10 protein-coding genes are annotated in these 15,093 nt (G+C 62.1%); 4 read left to right on the top strand and 6 right to left on the bottom strand.

The features are described from left to right. Positions 1–79 precede the first annotated feature (79 nt). Together JK176_RS11320 and JK176_RS11325 are read left to right on the top strand one after the other, a co-directional pair. Positions 80–538: a DUF2946 family protein gene (locus JK176_RS11320; protein WP_249194463.1), complete on the top strand. Its 459-nt coding sequence runs from the start codon at positions 80–82 to the stop codon at positions 536–538. A 114-nt stretch (positions 539–652) separates the two neighbouring features. Continuing rightward, positions 653–2,785, top strand: coding sequence for a TonB-dependent receptor (locus JK176_RS11325; RefSeq protein ID WP_211587946.1), 2,133 nt, complete (start codon positions 653–655; stop codon positions 2,783–2,785). Positions 2,786–2,816: 31 nt separating this feature from the next. Here JK176_RS11325 and dld read toward each other — a convergent pair whose 3' ends face one another. The 5 genes from dld to ileS all read right to left on the bottom strand — a co-directional run bounded on the left by dld (position 2,817) and on the right by ileS (position 10,602). Further along, positions 2,817–4,559 (bottom strand): D-lactate dehydrogenase, encoded by a 1,743-nt coding sequence (dld, locus tag JK176_RS11330; protein ID WP_211587947.1) that lies wholly within the window; start codon positions 4,557–4,559, stop codon positions 2,817–2,819. 81 nt (positions 4,560–4,640) lie between these two features. Next, entirely contained in the window at positions 4,641–6,464 is a 1,824-nt protein-coding gene (mutL, locus tag JK176_RS11335; RefSeq protein WP_211588010.1) for a DNA mismatch repair endonuclease MutL, read from the bottom strand. A gap of 105 nt (positions 6,465–6,569) precedes the next feature. Beyond that, a complete protein-coding gene (locus tag JK176_RS11340) occupies positions 6,570–7,142 on the bottom strand; it encodes a DUF3035 domain-containing protein (protein WP_211587948.1) in 573 nt (190 codons plus the stop codon). A gap of 77 nt (positions 7,143–7,219) precedes the next feature. Beyond that, a complete protein-coding gene (lspA, locus tag JK176_RS11345) occupies positions 7,220–7,744 on the bottom strand; it encodes a signal peptidase II (protein WP_211566397.1) in 525 nt (174 codons plus the stop codon). Continuing rightward, positions 7,744–10,602, bottom strand: a complete 2,859-nt coding sequence (gene ileS / locus JK176_RS11350) for an isoleucine--tRNA ligase (RefSeq protein WP_211587949.1) — start codon at positions 10,600–10,602, stop codon at positions 7,744–7,746. The genes lspA and ileS overlap by 1 nt, the downstream gene beginning before the upstream one ends. Positions 10,603–10,781: 179 nt before the next feature. Here ileS and JK176_RS11355 point away from each other — a divergent pair, with 179 nt between their 5' ends. After that, entirely contained in the window at positions 10,782–11,741 is a 960-nt protein-coding gene (locus JK176_RS11355) for a TraB/GumN family protein (protein ID WP_349291926.1), read from the top strand. Beyond that, positions 11,741–12,520 (top strand): tetratricopeptide repeat protein, encoded by a 780-nt coding sequence (locus JK176_RS11360; protein ID WP_211587951.1) that lies wholly within the window; start codon positions 11,741–11,743, stop codon positions 12,518–12,520. Before JK176_RS11355 ends, JK176_RS11360 begins: the two co-directional genes overlap by 1 nt. Here the strand turns inward: JK176_RS11360 and JK176_RS11365 are convergent. Then, positions 12,514–14,910 (bottom strand): TonB-dependent siderophore receptor, encoded by a 2,397-nt coding sequence (locus JK176_RS11365; protein ID WP_211587952.1) that lies wholly within the window; start codon positions 14,908–14,910, stop codon positions 12,514–12,516. The genes JK176_RS11360 and JK176_RS11365 overlap by 7 nt on opposite strands. Positions 14,911–15,093: the final 183 nt, after the last annotated feature.

Consider the following 15,093-nt stretch of genomic DNA (forward strand, 5'->3'; position numbering starts at 1 on the left):
CAACGCTGGCCCTATAATCGGCTGAAAACAGACAGAAATATAGGGTCGGGACGTATTCCGCTCTCTTGACCGGCAGGGGATGTCGGCGCCAGATGCGGGCGTCATGTCCTGCCTCTTTTCCCCTTCGAACCGACGGTCCGGTTTGCCTGCGCTCGCAGTCATCGCCGTGGTTCTTCTGGGATTTCTGGGGCAGCTCGTTCTTCAGGGATGTTCCTATCCCGAAGAAAGTCCCCGGGCGACGATCGAGCGCCTGACGGGCATCGACATTGCACCGTCCCCCATGGTGATGGCGGAACACATGTCCGGGCCGATGCCCGGCATGACCGCCGGACATCAACATCATCACCATTCGCATGACGGCACCTGCCCGCTCTGTCCGCTGTTACAACTTCTGGCGGTCATTCTGGCCAGTCTGCCTGTGCTGCCGACCTGTGGGACCCTGGGACGCCAGATCCGCCAAACGCCCGGTGCGCCGCGTGCGCCGCCCGCGATCTGGCGACTGCTTCCCCCTTCCCGAGGACCACCTCGCCTCGTCTGACCCCCATTGTGGTCATGGCGGAGGAAGGAACTGCCTGCGGTCTGTCTTTTTCGGAACAGTCTGTGGGGCGTGATCCGCCGTGACTGGATTTCAGATCAGTCGAGGATGTGGACCATGCTCCCCCATTACAGGACCCGCACGGACGCATGTTATGCGCGCCCGTGCCTGACGGCGCTTTTCTTTACCCTGACCGCTTTTTCAGGAGCATCCGCACAAGATGTTCAGCCGGACTCCGTCGAGTCTGCCAAGGCCGAGCAGTTGAACGTCATCGGCATACGCCAGCCCCAAACGACCAGCGCGGATACAGCGCATCTTCTGGACAATGCGCTCGGTTACAGCACCTATTCCGCGGGCGGCGTCTCCGCCCTGCCCGTCCTGAACGGTATGGCAGACGACCGGGTGGCGACGCTCGTGGATGGGATGCGGATTGATGCTGCCTGTCCGAACCATATGAATCCCGCCATGTCCTATGTCGATCCCGACAGCGTTTCGCGTGCGGTGGCCATTGCGGGGATCACGCCCGTGAGTCTGGGCGGAGACAGCATCGGCGGCACCGTCGAGATCGAACGCAAAGACCCGCTGTTCGCCAAAACGGGCGATATCCTCGTGACCGGACATGTGCGGGGGGATTATCGCAGCAATGGCGGCGGTTCGGGAGCCTCGGGGTCTTTGACGGTCGCCAATGACATGTTCAGCCTGCGCTATACGGCCTCCTATTCCCATGCCAGCGACTATCAGGCTGGTGGGAACGGGCAGCGCGTGCGGTCCACCGAGTATCTGAGCTTCAACCATGCCGTGACGCTGGGCGTGAAGAAGGCCAATCATCTTCTGGCCCTGACCTTCGGTCAGCAGGACATTCCCTATGAGGGATTTCCCAACCAGTACATGGACATGACCAATAACCGCTCCACCTTCGTGAACGGCAAGTACAAGGGCGACTTCAACTGGGGCACACTCGATGTGCGCGGCTCCTGGCAGCGGGTGACGCATGTCATGGACATGCTTTCGGACAAGGGCGGCCACAGCGCGACCACGGGCATGCCAATGAACACGGATGCACGGACGGCGACCTATGCGATCAAGGCGACCATTCCGCTCGGGCTGAAGCACACGCTCAAGCTGGGCAGCTCCTTCGACCATAACGGACTGAACGACTGGTGGCCGCCGCTTCAGGGCAGCATGATGATGGGGCCGGGCACCTATCACAACATCAATAACGGCCATCGGGACCGTCTGGGGCATTTCGCGGAATGGGACGCACAGTGGCTGCCCCGTTTTTCCACGCAGCTCGGATTTCGCAACGATCTGGTGATGATGAATACGGGCAAGGTCGCGCCCTATTCCTGGACCGGGATGATGTCCATGGCCGATGCGATGGCGGCGGAGCGGTTCAATCAGGCGTCACGCGGGCGCACGGACGTCAATTTCGACGTGACCGCGACGGGCCGCTGGAAGCCACTGGACAGCCTGTCCATCGAAGGGGGCTATGCCCGCAAGACGCGCTCGCCAAACCTCTATGAGCGTTATGCCTGGGGCATGGGGAGCATGGCGACGCGGATGATCGGCTGGTTTGGCGATGGCAACGGTTATGTGGGAAACCTAAACCTGTCTCCCGAGGTCGCCAATACGGCCAGTGTGACGGTGGACTGGCATGACCCGAACCCGACCCAGCGCTGGGACCTGAAAATCCAGCCGTTTTATACCTACACGCACAACTACATTAACGTCCGGCGTCTGAGCAGCTTCTCCAACGGGCTGTCGATGCTGGGGTTCGTCAATCACAACGCCCAGAGCTATGGCATCAACGCCTCAGGCTCAGTGCGTCTGTGGGACAGGACGGCTTATGGACGAGGCGAGCTGGTCGGGAACATCAACTGGGTGCGCGGTGTGGATCTGGTCACGCATTCGGGGCTGTATCACCAGATGCCGGCGAACGGCCTGATCGGGCTGCACGAAACCTATGAGAACTGGACGGGTCGCGTCGAGGTGACGCTCGTGAAATCCAAGGACACCGTGGACTGGCTGCGCAATGAGCCGCGCACGCCCGGCTATGCGCTTCTGGGGCTTGGGGGGAGCTATCGCTGGCGGTATTTCACGCTCAATGCCGAACTCGCGAACGTGCTGAATCAGCGATATTATCTGCCGCTGGGCGGCCTCTCGCTGGGGGATTACGACGCTACGGGTGTTCTGGGGCCGTTGCCGGGAGTGGGGCGGTCTTTCAACATGAACCTGACCGCCGCATTCTAAGAAGAGTCGGGCCGCAACAGAACCGAGAGCGTCAGACGCTCTCGGCAACCCAGTTCCGGGTCTTTGTCGCAAGGCCAATGCCCGGATTGAAGCAGTTGCACGGATCGAGGCTGCGATAATGGGCAACCATCTCGTCCGGCGCCTTATAGAGATGCCCGACATTGTGTTCCGCCGGATAGCGCGCGCCACGGGCGTCCAGTCCGGGGAGCATGTCGTGCTCCACCTGCATGGCGTTGTAGCCCTTTTTGATGACGTAATCCTGATGCATCACATGGCAGAAGAAGTGGCCGTAATAGAGTTTGACGATAATCTTGTCTTCGATCTCCTTCGGCAGAACCTCAAACCACTCACGATCATTACGGCGCAGGGCGACGTCGAGCGCCACGATGTCTTCGGCCGTTTTCGTGTGGATTGCGCGGTACCGCACGGCAGCACCGGCCGCGGCGAAACGGTGCAGGAAGGCAAGCTTGCCTTCTTCGGGCGTACATTCGAAGAAAGCCCCGCCCGTGCTTGAGGCCCACTGTTCCAGATAGGCCCGAACCGGTGCGGTCATGGGAGCCGAGACCTTGAGCATAAGGTGGTGCTCGAAACGGTCGCGGTACTCGCACATGCGCTTGGGAAGCTGCTTCGGCAGGAAGCGGCTGAGGACCTGCATCGCCAGATCGCTGAAATGATCGGACAGGAACGGTAGTTTCTGCGCGAAAACGTCGAAGCGGGACTTCATGGAGAAGAATTTCGGCAGGTATTTCGTGCCGAAATAACGGATGACCGCAAACGTGTCCTTGCCGTATTTCTCGGCAATATCGAACGCATCGCGATGCAGATACTCACCGGCGATCGGCAGTTCGTCAAAATGGGTCAGGGCGTAACGGCGGAGGTCTTCAAGATCGGACGTGCTGTTCGTCCCGATATAGAACACGGCCGGGTTTTTGTTCGCCTCGAACGTATCCAGACGGACCGCGAACACGACCAACTTGCCCGCACATCCCGCAGCTTCATACCAGCGGTTGGGATCGGCATTGAAGCGGGCGGGCGTGTCGGCGTCCACGTCCCGGACATGGGTAGCGTAGTTTTCGTCGTGACCGCGTCCGGCGTTCCAGTCGATGGCGGCTTCGGGAAGCTGTCCGGCCTGCACGGCAGCGAGGATTTCCTCGGGATTACCCTCCAGACGGATGCCCAGATGGTTGACGAGATGCAGTTTGCCGTCCGCGCCCATCTGCCCGAATAGCGCCATTTCCGTGAAGGCGGGGCCGCGCTGGACCAGCGCGCCGCCGGAATTGTTGCTGACACCGCCTAAAACCGAGGCACCGATACAGGACGAGCCGATCACGGAATGCGGTTCGCGGCCAATGGCAGCAAGTTTGTCTTCCAGATCATGCAGGGTGGAGCCGGGCAGACACACGACCTGCCGCCCCTCGCCGATCAGGTGGATGCCGTCCAGACGGTTTGTGCTGATGATGACAACACCACGGTCATAGTCGTTGCCGTCAGGAGTGGAGCCACCGGTCAGGCCCGTATTGGCGGCCTGCATGATGATGATCCGGCCGGACTCGGCACAGAGCTTTGCGACACGCCATAATTCGACAAGGCTGCCCGGCTGAAGCACCGCCACCACGTCTCCCATGCCGAAACGGAACCCCTTGCGGAAGCGATAGGTCGCCGAAGGGGTCGTCAGGACATGTCGCGCACCGAGAATGGCGCGGAGAGAGTGGATAAGCGAGGCATCGCTGACTTCTGAGCTGGCCTCGGAACTGCCTTGTAGTGACGCTGACATTCTCTTGTCTTTCCTGCCGGCAACGTGATCGCCGCTGGTCCTAACATGGGGCTGCAAGAAACCACTCTTCAACCCTGCGTGTTATTTTACGCGCCCAAAGAGACGTTCAAGTTCCCGTCGTGTCAATCGAAGCCATGTCGGCCGTCCATGCGAACAGGTATTGGCGCGCGGGGTGCGTTCCATCTCCCGCAGCAGGGCATCCATTTCTTCAGGCTTGAGACGACGACCAGCACGAATACTGCCATGACAGGCCATACGAGCGAGAATGGCGTCCAGATGATGCGCGAAACTTCCCGTATTAGCGGCGTCCAGATCCGGATCGCTGGCCAGTTCGTCAGCGACGTCCTTCAGGAGGCCCTGAATGTCCTTCGCGCCCAGAAGCGCAGGGACCGAGCGCAGCAGAACACTGCCGGGACCGAAGGATTCAAGGTCGATCCCGAGTTTGGCCAGATCCTCCGCCCGCGCCATGAGGGCCTCGGCCTCACGGCGAGGCAGGTCCACCACTTCGGGCAGGAGCAGGGCCTGCGCGCGCAAAGTGCCCCCGCTCGCATATTGTTCGCGCAGGCGCTCATGGGTCAGGCGTTCATGGGCCGCATGCTGGTCCACGAGGATCAGGTCGCCATCGGGTGCGAGCGCGAGAATGTAGGTGTCGAAAACCTGCGCGATGGACGCGCCGAGTGGAAATGCCGGATCGAGCGCCTCGGGCTGCTGAGGGGCGCGGGCGGCGGGAGCGAAAGCCGGGTCCGTTTCTGCGAAGCCCTGACGAGGGACGGTTTGCGGGGTTTGGGGCGCTGAGGCCGTGGGCAGAGTGGTCTGTAACGGGAGCGACGTCATCGTCTCCCCGGGTTCCAGCGGGCGGGGCGGATAGACGATGGAAGACCGCGGAGCGAAACTGGCATGGATGCCGCCTCCGCCCTTCGAGCCATGCCCGAGCGCCCGGCCCAGACCGCCGATCACGAGAGAGCGGATTTCGGCTTCGTCGGCGAAACGTAGTTCCGTCTTGGCGGGATGGACGTTCACATCCAGCCGTTCCAGCGGGACTTTCAGATGCAGCGCCATGACCGGGAAGCGGCCGCGCTCGATGACGGGACGATAGGCTACGCGAATGGCGGTCCGGAGCATCGGGTCTGTCACCGGGCGGTTGTTGACCAGAATGAACTGACCCGATCCGGTGGCGCGAGTGCGGGCCGGACCACAGGCAAAACCCGACAGGCGCACCGCACCGCGCTGTTCGTCAAGCGGAATCAGAGTATCAGGCGTAGTGTCGAGAATGGAGGCCGCACGACTGATCGGGCTCTGTTCGGGCAGGTCGAACAGGACCTTGTCGTCCAGCAGGACACGCATGGCGCAATGGGGCGCGGACAGGGCCAGCCGCCGCATGACGGATTCGGCATGCCCGCTCTCAACGCGCGCGCTTTTGAGGAATTTGCGTCGCGCCGGGGTGGCGAAGAACAGGTCCGTCACAACGATGCGCGTGCCGACCGGGCCAGAGGCGGGCTGTGGCGGGGTGATGACACCGCCGTCCACACGGATGCACCAGGCGGTATCGGACTCCGGCGTCCGGGACGTGATGGAAAGCCGCGCGCTGGCGCCGATGGAGGGTAGCGCCTCCCCCCGGAACCCGAGCGTCCGAATCTGGACGAGATGGTCGTCCTGAAGTTTGGACGTGCAATGCCGCTCGACAGCTAGCTCCAGTTCGACCGGGCTCATGCCGCAGCCATTGTCCGTAACGTCGATCCGGTCCGTCCCGCCTGCACGCAGCGCGACCACAATGCGGGTTGCGCCAGAATCAATGGCGTTTTCGACCAGTTCCTTCAGCGCGGCGGCGGGACGTTCGATGACCTCGCCCGCTGCGATCAGGTCGATGACATGGCCGGACAGGCGACGGATTGTGGGGCGGGACATGGACGGGGCCTCGGTCACGATGCCTCCTCATCGTCCGGACTGGAGCCGGACGGCAGACAGGGCCGTTCCTTGCGCCCCGTCAGGGAGCGGAAGGAACGATCGTACTCAGAGAACGCCGAGAAAGGCTTTCTTCTTGCGGACCGTCGGGGTGGCGCCCGTTGCGGGGTTGCGGCCCAGAGCCGAGTTCTCGCGGATGCGACGGTTTTCGCCGTCACCATCAACGACGGACCCGGCATTGCCGCCCTTCCAGAACATCAGATTGTCCACAAAGCCCGCATCGGCCGTACCGAGTTCGGCGTTGTTCGGCGCATTGGCGGACTTCTCCACCTGTCCGACCAGTGCGGTCTGCCCGGTGCTGCCCTTGCCTGAATCCGGGTGCAGGGCCGTGTCCGGCGAGAGCGTTTCGAGCGCCTGCATGCGCGGGCTTTCGTCCGGGCGATGGGCATCTGCCGCGCCGGGGAGCTGCATCTGCTCGGAAGGCGGCATGGAGAGCGGGGCGCGGGTTGTGACGGTGTACTCGTCGGGCATAGCCCGTTCGAGGCCGATCGCGCGGGAGACATCGGCGCCCGAGCAGCCCGAAAGCAGCAGGCCGACGGAAGCCATGGCACCCATCTGGACACTGAGACGGGCAACGAAAAGACGGTTACGACGCATGGAGGGCCCCTGGGACGCGATCATGATTGGAACACTCCTACAGTCCGCGCGGCGCGGGAGCAAGGCCAGAGCAGAGCGTGGAAACAAGTTCCGCCAGCGTATCACTTCGCGTTCGACGCTCTGGCGGCCTGACGTTCGGCAAGAAGGGAGTCGATCAGCCAGACAATGACGCCACAGACGATCCCGGAATCCGCAACGTTGAAGACATACCATGACCAGCCGAACGCGTGTGCGTGCAGGAAATCCACGACCGCGCCATAGCGCAGGCGGTCGATGACATTGCCGATGGCCCCACCGGCGATCGCGCCACACGATGCCGCAACCAAGGTGCGCTTCGTCCGCGTCAGGGTCCAGACCAAAAGCCCCACCGCAATCAGCGAGACCGCGCAGAAAATCCACGGCCCCCGGCTGCCGAGGCCGCCGAACATGCCGAAGGTCACGGCGTGGTTCCAGACCATCGTGAAGTTCAGGAACGGCAGGATCTCGACCGAGCCACGATCCGGCAGGTGATAGACGTACAGGATCCAGTCCTTGCTGGCCTGATCCAGAACGAGAACCAGAACCAGCAGGGCGAAGCCCAGAACCATGCGCCCCGTGCGGCTCATACCGTCATGCCACAGGGACATCAGGCGCTCACCACATCGATGCAGCGGCGGCACAGGGCTGGATGTTCGGCGTCCTCCCCGACTTCGGGCAGGACTTTCCAGCAGCGGGCGCATTTATGGCCCGGCGCACGCTCGACCTGCGGGCCACCATGGGCCGTATCGCCCGGCAGCAGTTCGGTTTCGGCATGGGACGTGATGAGAAGTTCGGCCCAGTCGAGACCCCCCAGAATTCCGGCTTCTTCCTGCGACAGCGGCAGCGTGACGCTGGCTTCGAGCGAGGAGCCGATCGTGCCGTCACGGCGGGCCGTTTCCAGCTCGGTCGTGACGAGTCGGCGATAGGCGCGGATGTCTTCCCAGCGGTTGCCGAGTTCGGGGTCGTTCCATTCGACGTCCGGTTCGAAGAACTGCGCAAGATGCACGCTGTCGTTCTCGCCGAAACGGGCCTGCCAGGCTTCTTCCGCCGTGAAGACGAGAACAGGGGCCAGCCAAGTGCAGAGCGCGCGGTGCAGGACGTCCAGAACCGTGCGGGCCGCGCGGCGCGTCGGATCGGATTTAGCGTCGCAGTAGATCGCGTCCTTGCGGATGTCGAAATAGAACGCCGAAAGATCGGTAGTGCAGAACCCGTGCAGTGCCGGATAGACACCGACCCACTGATGCGTTTCGACCGCGCTGGAGATCAGGCCGCGCAGTTCCGACAGGCGGTGCAGGATATACTGCTCCAGCGGCGGCAGATCGGCATAGGGCACGGCTTCTTCAGGCTTGAAGCCATCAAGCGCGCCGAGGAGCCAGCGCAGCGTGTTGCGCAGGCGGCGGTAGAGCTCGCCCTGCTGCTTGAGGATTTCCTGCCCGATGCGAAGATCTTCGTTCGTGTCGGAGTTCAGGACCCACAGACGCAGGATGTCCGCGCCGAGGCTGTCGGTCACGTCAGACGGGGCCACGACATTGCCCAGAGACTTGGACATCTTGCGGCCCTGCTCGTCCATGACGAAACCGTTGGTCACGAGCGCCTTGTAGGGCGCAACACCCATCGTGCCGACGCTTTCCAGCAGGGAGGACTGGAACCAGCCGCGATGCTGGTCGGAGCCTTCAAGATAGACATCGGCGGGGAAGTTCAGCCCCTCCTGCCCCAGATCGAAGCGATGGGACGAGCCGCTTTCGAACCAAACATCCACGATGTCGAAGACCTGTTCGTAATCGGCGGGATTGCGGTCAGCGCCGAGGAACACGGCCGGATCAGCCTCATACCAGACATCGGCACCCTTCTCACGGAAGGCGTCGACAATGCGCTGCATGACGGCGGCATCGCGCAGGACCTCGCCGGTGCGCTTCTCGACGAACACCGCAATCGGCACGCCCCAGGCGCGCTGACGGGAGATGCACCAGTCCGGACGCTGTTCGATCATGGACGTGAGGCGGCGGCGGGCTGCTTCGGGGACGAAGGTGACGTTATCCAGCGCGCTCAGGGATTTTTCACGCAGCTTCGTCTCGCCGTCCATCGCGATGAACCATTGCGGCGTGGCGCGGAAAATGATCGGGGCTCTGGAGCGCCAGGAATGCGGATAGGAATGGCGGACCGAGCCGCGGGCCATGAGGCCGGTGGCGGCCGCATCGTCATGTTCGGCGGACTGGCGGGCTTCCGTCAGCAGGTCGCAAACCGGATCGGCAGCCTTGAAAACATGGATGCCAGCCAGATGCGGAACCCACGGCGCGTAACGGCCATCGTCTTCCACCAGCTCGGGGACTTCGATGCCGTATTGGCGGCAGAGTGCAAAGTCGTCCTGACCATGCGACGGCGCCATGTGGACGAGGCCCGTACCAGCATCGGTCGTGACGAACTCGCCCGGCAGCATCGGCACGTCATATTCATACCCACGGCCACGCAGCGGATGGGCGCAGACCGCGCCTTCGAGGGCCGTGCCGGGAAGGGTGTAGAGCGTGTGATGGGCGGTGATGCCCGCTTCCGTGCAGAAGGCTTCCACACGGTCTTCGGCCACCAGCAGTTTTGAGCCCTGCGGGACGATGCTGTTTTCGTTCGTCTCGTCGATCCGCAGAACGACATAGGTGATATCCGGGCCGTAAGCGAGCGCACGGTTGGCCGGGATGGTCCAGGGCGTGGTCGTCCAGATGACTGCGGAGACGCCGCTCAGGGCATGGGCGGGTGTCGGGTCCTTGATGACCGGGAAAGCCACGAAAATCGTGGTGGAGTCGATGTCGTGATATTCGATTTCGGCTTCGGCCAGGGCGGTCTTCTCGACCGGGCTCCACATGACGGGGCGCAGGCCGCGATAGAGGCTGCCGTTGAGCAGGAACTTGCCGATTTCATCGACGATCTTGGCTTCGGAGCTGAAGTCCATCGTCACGTAGCGGTTGGCCCATTCGGCCTGTACGCCGATGCGTTTGAAGTCTTCAGCCTGTTTCCGGACCCATTCGGCAGCGTACTGGCGGCACTCGGCACGGAACTGGAGCAGCGGCACCTGATCCTTGTCCTTCCCTGCCTTGCGGTACTGTTCCTCAATCCGCCATTCGATCGGCAGGCCGTGACAGTCCCAGCCCGGAAGATAGCGGACCTCGTAGCCCGACATGCGATGGGCGCGGTTAACCACGTCCTTCATCACCTTGTTCAGGGCGTGTCCGATATGAATGTGACCGTTGGCGTAGGGCGGGCCGTCGTGAAGCGTGAAGACGGGACGTCCCTTCCCGGCTTCGCGGATCCTGTCATCCAGCCCCATCGCGGCCCAGCGGGCAAGCGTCTCGGGCTCGCGCTTGGGCAGGCCGCCGCGCATCGGAAAGCCGGTGCGGGGAAGGAACACGGTATCGCGGTAGCGATCCTGCTGTTCCTTGAATGCGGCGACGGAAGGATCGGGAGTCTTATCGGACATGGGGGACGGGCCAGTTTCGGTCATTCACACTAAGGGGGACCATATGGAGATCGGGAGCCAATCCGGTCAAGTCCGGGGTTGAGGGCGGCAGCAATGCGGGGCCGCCTCAAAGCGGGTTGCCGGGACAGCGGGACTGGCGGATGATGCGAGATATGGCGCTTTTTTCAGAAGGCAGGTCCGTGCGGTCACATCGTCTTTTCCAGTCTATTGCAGGGCTTGTGCTGGTTTTCTGCACGGGAGCCTTCGCGCAGGCGCCCCGCTGTCCGGCGGCGGCAAGCGTGCCGGACAAGGTCCGGATGGGGCAGATGTTCAGGACGGCTCCGGACCGGGGCTTTTTGTGGAAAGTAACGAAGGATGGTCATTCGTCCTGGCTGTACGGGACGCTGCATGTCGCAAAGCAGGACTGGCTGATGCCCGGTCCGCTGACGCGTGCTGCGATCTTGCACAGCAGCGAGGTCGCACTGGAGCTTGATCTGAACGCCCCCGAGACTACGACCAGCCTGCGTCAGCCCGAAGATGCAGCGCGCTGGGCGCATCTCGTGCAGTCCGGACGCAAGGCGAAGGTGGATGCGCTCATGGATCAGCAATGTGTGCCCAGCGCGGCGTTCGCGCATGTGGCTGTGGGCGTGGAAGCAGCGGGCGTCGAAGCACTTTCGGCGCGTGGGGATGGATATTATCCGGATTATGCTGTGGATGCCGTGCTTCAGGGTATGGCGGGCAGTCTGAAAAAACCGCTGATCGGGCTGGAGACGGTGCAGATGCAGCGTGACCTGCTGATCGGGCCGGATCAGGCGGATGAAGATGCGTTTATCGACGACATCGTCAAAGGCGTATCATCGGGTAAGACACAGGCCGAAAACCGGCGACTTGCTGAAATGTGGGCGTCCAGTGACGTGAAGCGGCTGGATGCGTACCACGAATGGTGTGACTGTCTGAACACTGCGCAGGAACGGCGCTTCATGTCGCGGCTTCTGGACGATCGGAATGTCGGCATGGCCGCAAAAATTGCAAAGATCCATGACAGCGGAACCTCGCTGTTCGTGGCGGTGGGCTCTCTTCATATGGCAGGGCCGAAAGGACTGCCCGCTCTTCTGCGGAAGGACGGGTTCACGGTCCAGCAGATCGTGCCGGCACTCTGATGAAGCGGATCGTTCGGAAATTTCTGGGCCGCAAATCCCGCCCCCGTCGTCCTGAGGCCCCCGCCCTGCCGCCGCAGATCGAGGAGATCCGGCAGGGGGCGCTGAAAGGTCAGCATCTTCAGATCGTGCAGTGGGGGCAGGTGCTGCTGGACAGCGTGCATGTTCCGCGCGATCCGGCTGGTGCGCTGGAGTGGTTTACAATCGCGGCCAGTGCCGGGTTCGGGCCGGGGCACAACATGCGCGGTCGGTGTTTCCAGTTCGGCTGGGGCTGTGAGAAGGATCTGCAACAGGCGGCGCAATGTTACGCAGCGGCCGCCGTAGCGGGCGACGAATGGGGCCGGTACAATCTGGGCATCCTCACCATGCGCGGGATTGGCATGGACGCGGATCTGCCGCGGGCGCTGGATCTGTTCCGCACGGCCGCTGGTCACGGTCATGCGAAATCCATGAACCTCTATGCGCGGTTTCTGGAGGAAGGCTGGGTCGTGCCGCAGGACCGGGCAGCGGCGCTGGACTGGTACCGGAAATCAGCCGAGGGCGGCGATTACCGGGGGCAGCATAATTACGCGACGGCGCTCGTGGATGCCGTGAAAATTGAGGAGGCGCTGGGCTGGTGGCGTCAGGCGGTTGTGGATGCGACGTCCGACATTCTGCTGGCGATGGACCAGAAGCTCACGGCGCTGGGGCCGCAGGGCGATGCGGACCTGCTGGAGCGGGTCCGTGGTCGCCTGAAGGAGATGGGAATTTCTCCCTCAGGCGAGGCTATTTCGGCTCAGTAATTCGCCGAAAGATTGAAGAGGAAAGAGCGGCCGACGGAAGGGGTGGCGCGGTCGCTGAACAGGTTGCTGTAGTTCAGGCGGTTGTCGAGGTTGTAACCGTTCATGGCCACGCGCCAGTGTTTGCCGAAATTATGCGAGACGACGGCATCCCACTCCATGGTCGCAGGCACCCAGCCCGTATTGGCGGCGTTCAGATACACGCCATCACGCCATGTCAGGCCACCGCCGAACGTGACGTTCCAAGGGCGGTTGGGCGCGATCGTATAGGTGGACCAGATCGTGGCCGAGTTTTTCGGGGCGTACTGGATACGCTTGCCGAGATCGGCCGCCGTCTGGGACCAGACGGTTGTAGCGTCGTAATAGGCGTAGGTTCCGATCATGGTCCAGTTCTTCAGGATCTCACCCGAGACGCTGAGTTCGACCCCCTGGTTCCGCTGGCGGTCGCTGGAAGACGACACATCCCCGGTCGAAGGATCGGTCATGAGGGCGTTGCCCTTCTCCAGACGGAACACGGAGGCCGTAAAGCCCATGCGGCCGTGGAAGGCGTTATACTTCGCGCCCAGTTCGTACAGGCTGCTGCGTTCGGGACTGAACCCCTGCGTCGAGGACTTCAGGGGTTCGGAGCTGTTCGTCACATACAGGCCTAGCGGCGTGGTGGACTGCGCCCAGTTGAAATAGACCATGAGATCGCTGGTCGGCGTGTACATCAGGCTGACGGTCGGGTTGAACGTGTCCTGCTGCTGTCCGTACGATACCCCGGCGCCTGTGGTTCCACCGTTGGCAGAGTAATGGCTGTCCCAGTGGTCCCAGCGGAAGCCACCACGGATCGAAAATTCTGGCAGAAGCCACATCTGTTCGGAGAAGAACGCACCGACATCCGTGGCATCGCCTGTCTTGTACAAGGCATGACCAACACCGGAAATGTTCACGAGGTTCCCGCTATACTGACCAAGCGTTCCGAGCAGCAGGCCGGGCTGCGTGGCGGAAGGATTGGTCAGGCTTGTCGTATCGGTCCGCGTGCCGTTCTGGCCATTGAAATTATAGGCGTAGTTGGTGCGCCGGTCATAAATATGCGCGACGTCGACGCCTGCGATGATCTGATGGCGGATGCTGCCTGTGGAGAACTTTGCAACGCCCGAAAAGACGTTCTGCACGGACCAGTCGTCCTGCTGATAGGGCTCCGGGCCGCCCAGATGGCCGCGCCGGTTGATGGTCGCCGCCTCGGGATTATTGAAGTAATTGGCCACGCAGGTTGTATCGCAGCCAGGCTGTGAAGCAGAGAAATACCGGCTGTACATGCCGCCGCGCAGGTCGTCATACAGCGTGATATGCTTGTTCAGGTCGAATTTCAGACGGCCTGTCAGCATATCCACGTTCGAGGCATCCTGATCGTAGGTCGTGCCGTACCAGTTGTTGCGGTTCAGGCCGTATTCCGTCAGGGGCTTTGCAATGCGGGTACCCGGCTTGGTCCCGACCGGCACGCCATAGTCCGGCACGCGGTTGTCTGTCTGATGGAAATATTCGAGCGTAAACGTCGTGCGCTTGCCCAGACCGAACGCGATCGACGGTGCGAGACCCCAGCGATGCGAATAGACGTTGTCGCGGCCGACCGTGTTGTTCTCGTTACCCATGCCGGTGATGCGGATGGCCGTGGAGTCCCCGATCTGTTTGTTGAAATCGAGCGTGCCGCGATAATAATCAGCGGAGCCTCCCGAGAAGCTGCCGCCATAGCTGTCGCCGAGATGGGCGACCTTGGTAGTGATGTTGATGGCGCCGCCCGTGGTCCCGTTACCGAAGACTTCGGAAGACGGCCCCTTGATGACCGAGACATGGTCATAATCGAAGCTGTCGCGGGTATAGACGCCGAAATCGCGCAGGCCGTTCTCGTAGATGTCGTTCTGGGCCTGAAAGCCTCGGATGAGGAACTGGTCGCCCGCCATGCCGCCCTCGCCCTCACCGACGGAGGCTGTGATGCCCGGCACGTTGCGCAGGGCTTCGTCGAGGGATTTGACGTTCTGCTGCTGCATCAGCAACTGAGGGACGATGTTGATCGTCTGCGGGGTGTGCAGGGCATCTTCCGGCATCCGGCTCAGACCCATGGTCTCGTGCAGGATGTTCATGGGCGAGCCCAGAACCTGAAGATGCTCGTCCTCACCGGGGGCGGCGCTGACGCTGTTATCCGCCGTTTTCGGAGTGGGTGTTGCACTCTTCGGGGCTGCGGATTTGGCGGCCTGCGGCGGGAGTACGGTATTTTTGGGAACGGGCTGACGGCGACCCTTGTGATGATGCCGGGCATCAGTCTGCTGGGCATGGGCTGCGGTACAGACAAGCGTCAGACCAGCGGCCAGAGAGAGCGGGCCCAGAGGAGGGCGAGGTATTCTGGACGACATCGGATCACGATCCTGCAAACGAAAACTGATGCTGTCCTTAAAGATTTATTGAGAATTATTCTCAATACAGATTCCGAAAAAATGCGAAGGATTCTCATTCTCTCTTTAGAGAAGTGACCGAAATGACACACAATGTCATACAGAAAAAGCCCTTCCCCGAAAACGGAGAAGAGCCGCGGTCCA

Origin of the sequence: Gluconobacter sp. Dm-73, assembly GCF_018256215.1 — a bacterium.
Lineage (GTDB): Bacteria > Pseudomonadota > Alphaproteobacteria > Acetobacterales > Acetobacteraceae > Gluconobacter > Gluconobacter cadivus.

Bases quoted from the DNA above. Each gene is read 5' to 3' on its own strand.
- JK176_RS11320 (WP_249194463.1), top strand. From the start codon at position 80: ATGTCGGCGCCAGATGCGGGCGTCATGTCCTGCCTCTTTTCCCCTTCG.
- JK176_RS11325 (WP_211587946.1), top strand. From the start codon at position 653: ATGCTCCCCCATTACAGGACCCGCACGGACGCATGTTATGCGCGCCCG.
- dld (WP_211587947.1), bottom strand. From the start codon at position 4,559: ATGTCAGCGTCACTACAAGGCAGTTCCGAGGCCAGCTCAGAAGTCAGC.
- mutL (WP_211588010.1), bottom strand. From the start codon at position 6,464: ATGTCCCGCCCCACAATCCGTCGCCTGTCCGGCCATGTCATCGACCTG.
- JK176_RS11340 (WP_211587948.1), bottom strand. From the start codon at position 7,142: ATGATCGCGTCCCAGGGGCCCTCCATGCGTCGTAACCGTCTTTTCGTT.
- lspA (WP_211566397.1), bottom strand. From the start codon at position 7,744: ATGTCCCTGTGGCATGACGGTATGAGCCGCACGGGGCGCATGGTTCTG.
- ileS (WP_211587949.1), bottom strand. From the start codon at position 10,602: ATGTCCGATAAGACTCCCGATCCTTCCGTCGCCGCATTCAAGGAACAG.
- JK176_RS11360 (WP_211587951.1), top strand. From the start codon at position 11,741: ATGAAGCGGATCGTTCGGAAATTTCTGGGCCGCAAATCCCGCCCCCGT.
- JK176_RS11365 (WP_211587952.1), bottom strand. From the start codon at position 14,910: ATGTCGTCCAGAATACCTCGCCCTCCTCTGGGCCCGCTCTCTCTGGCC.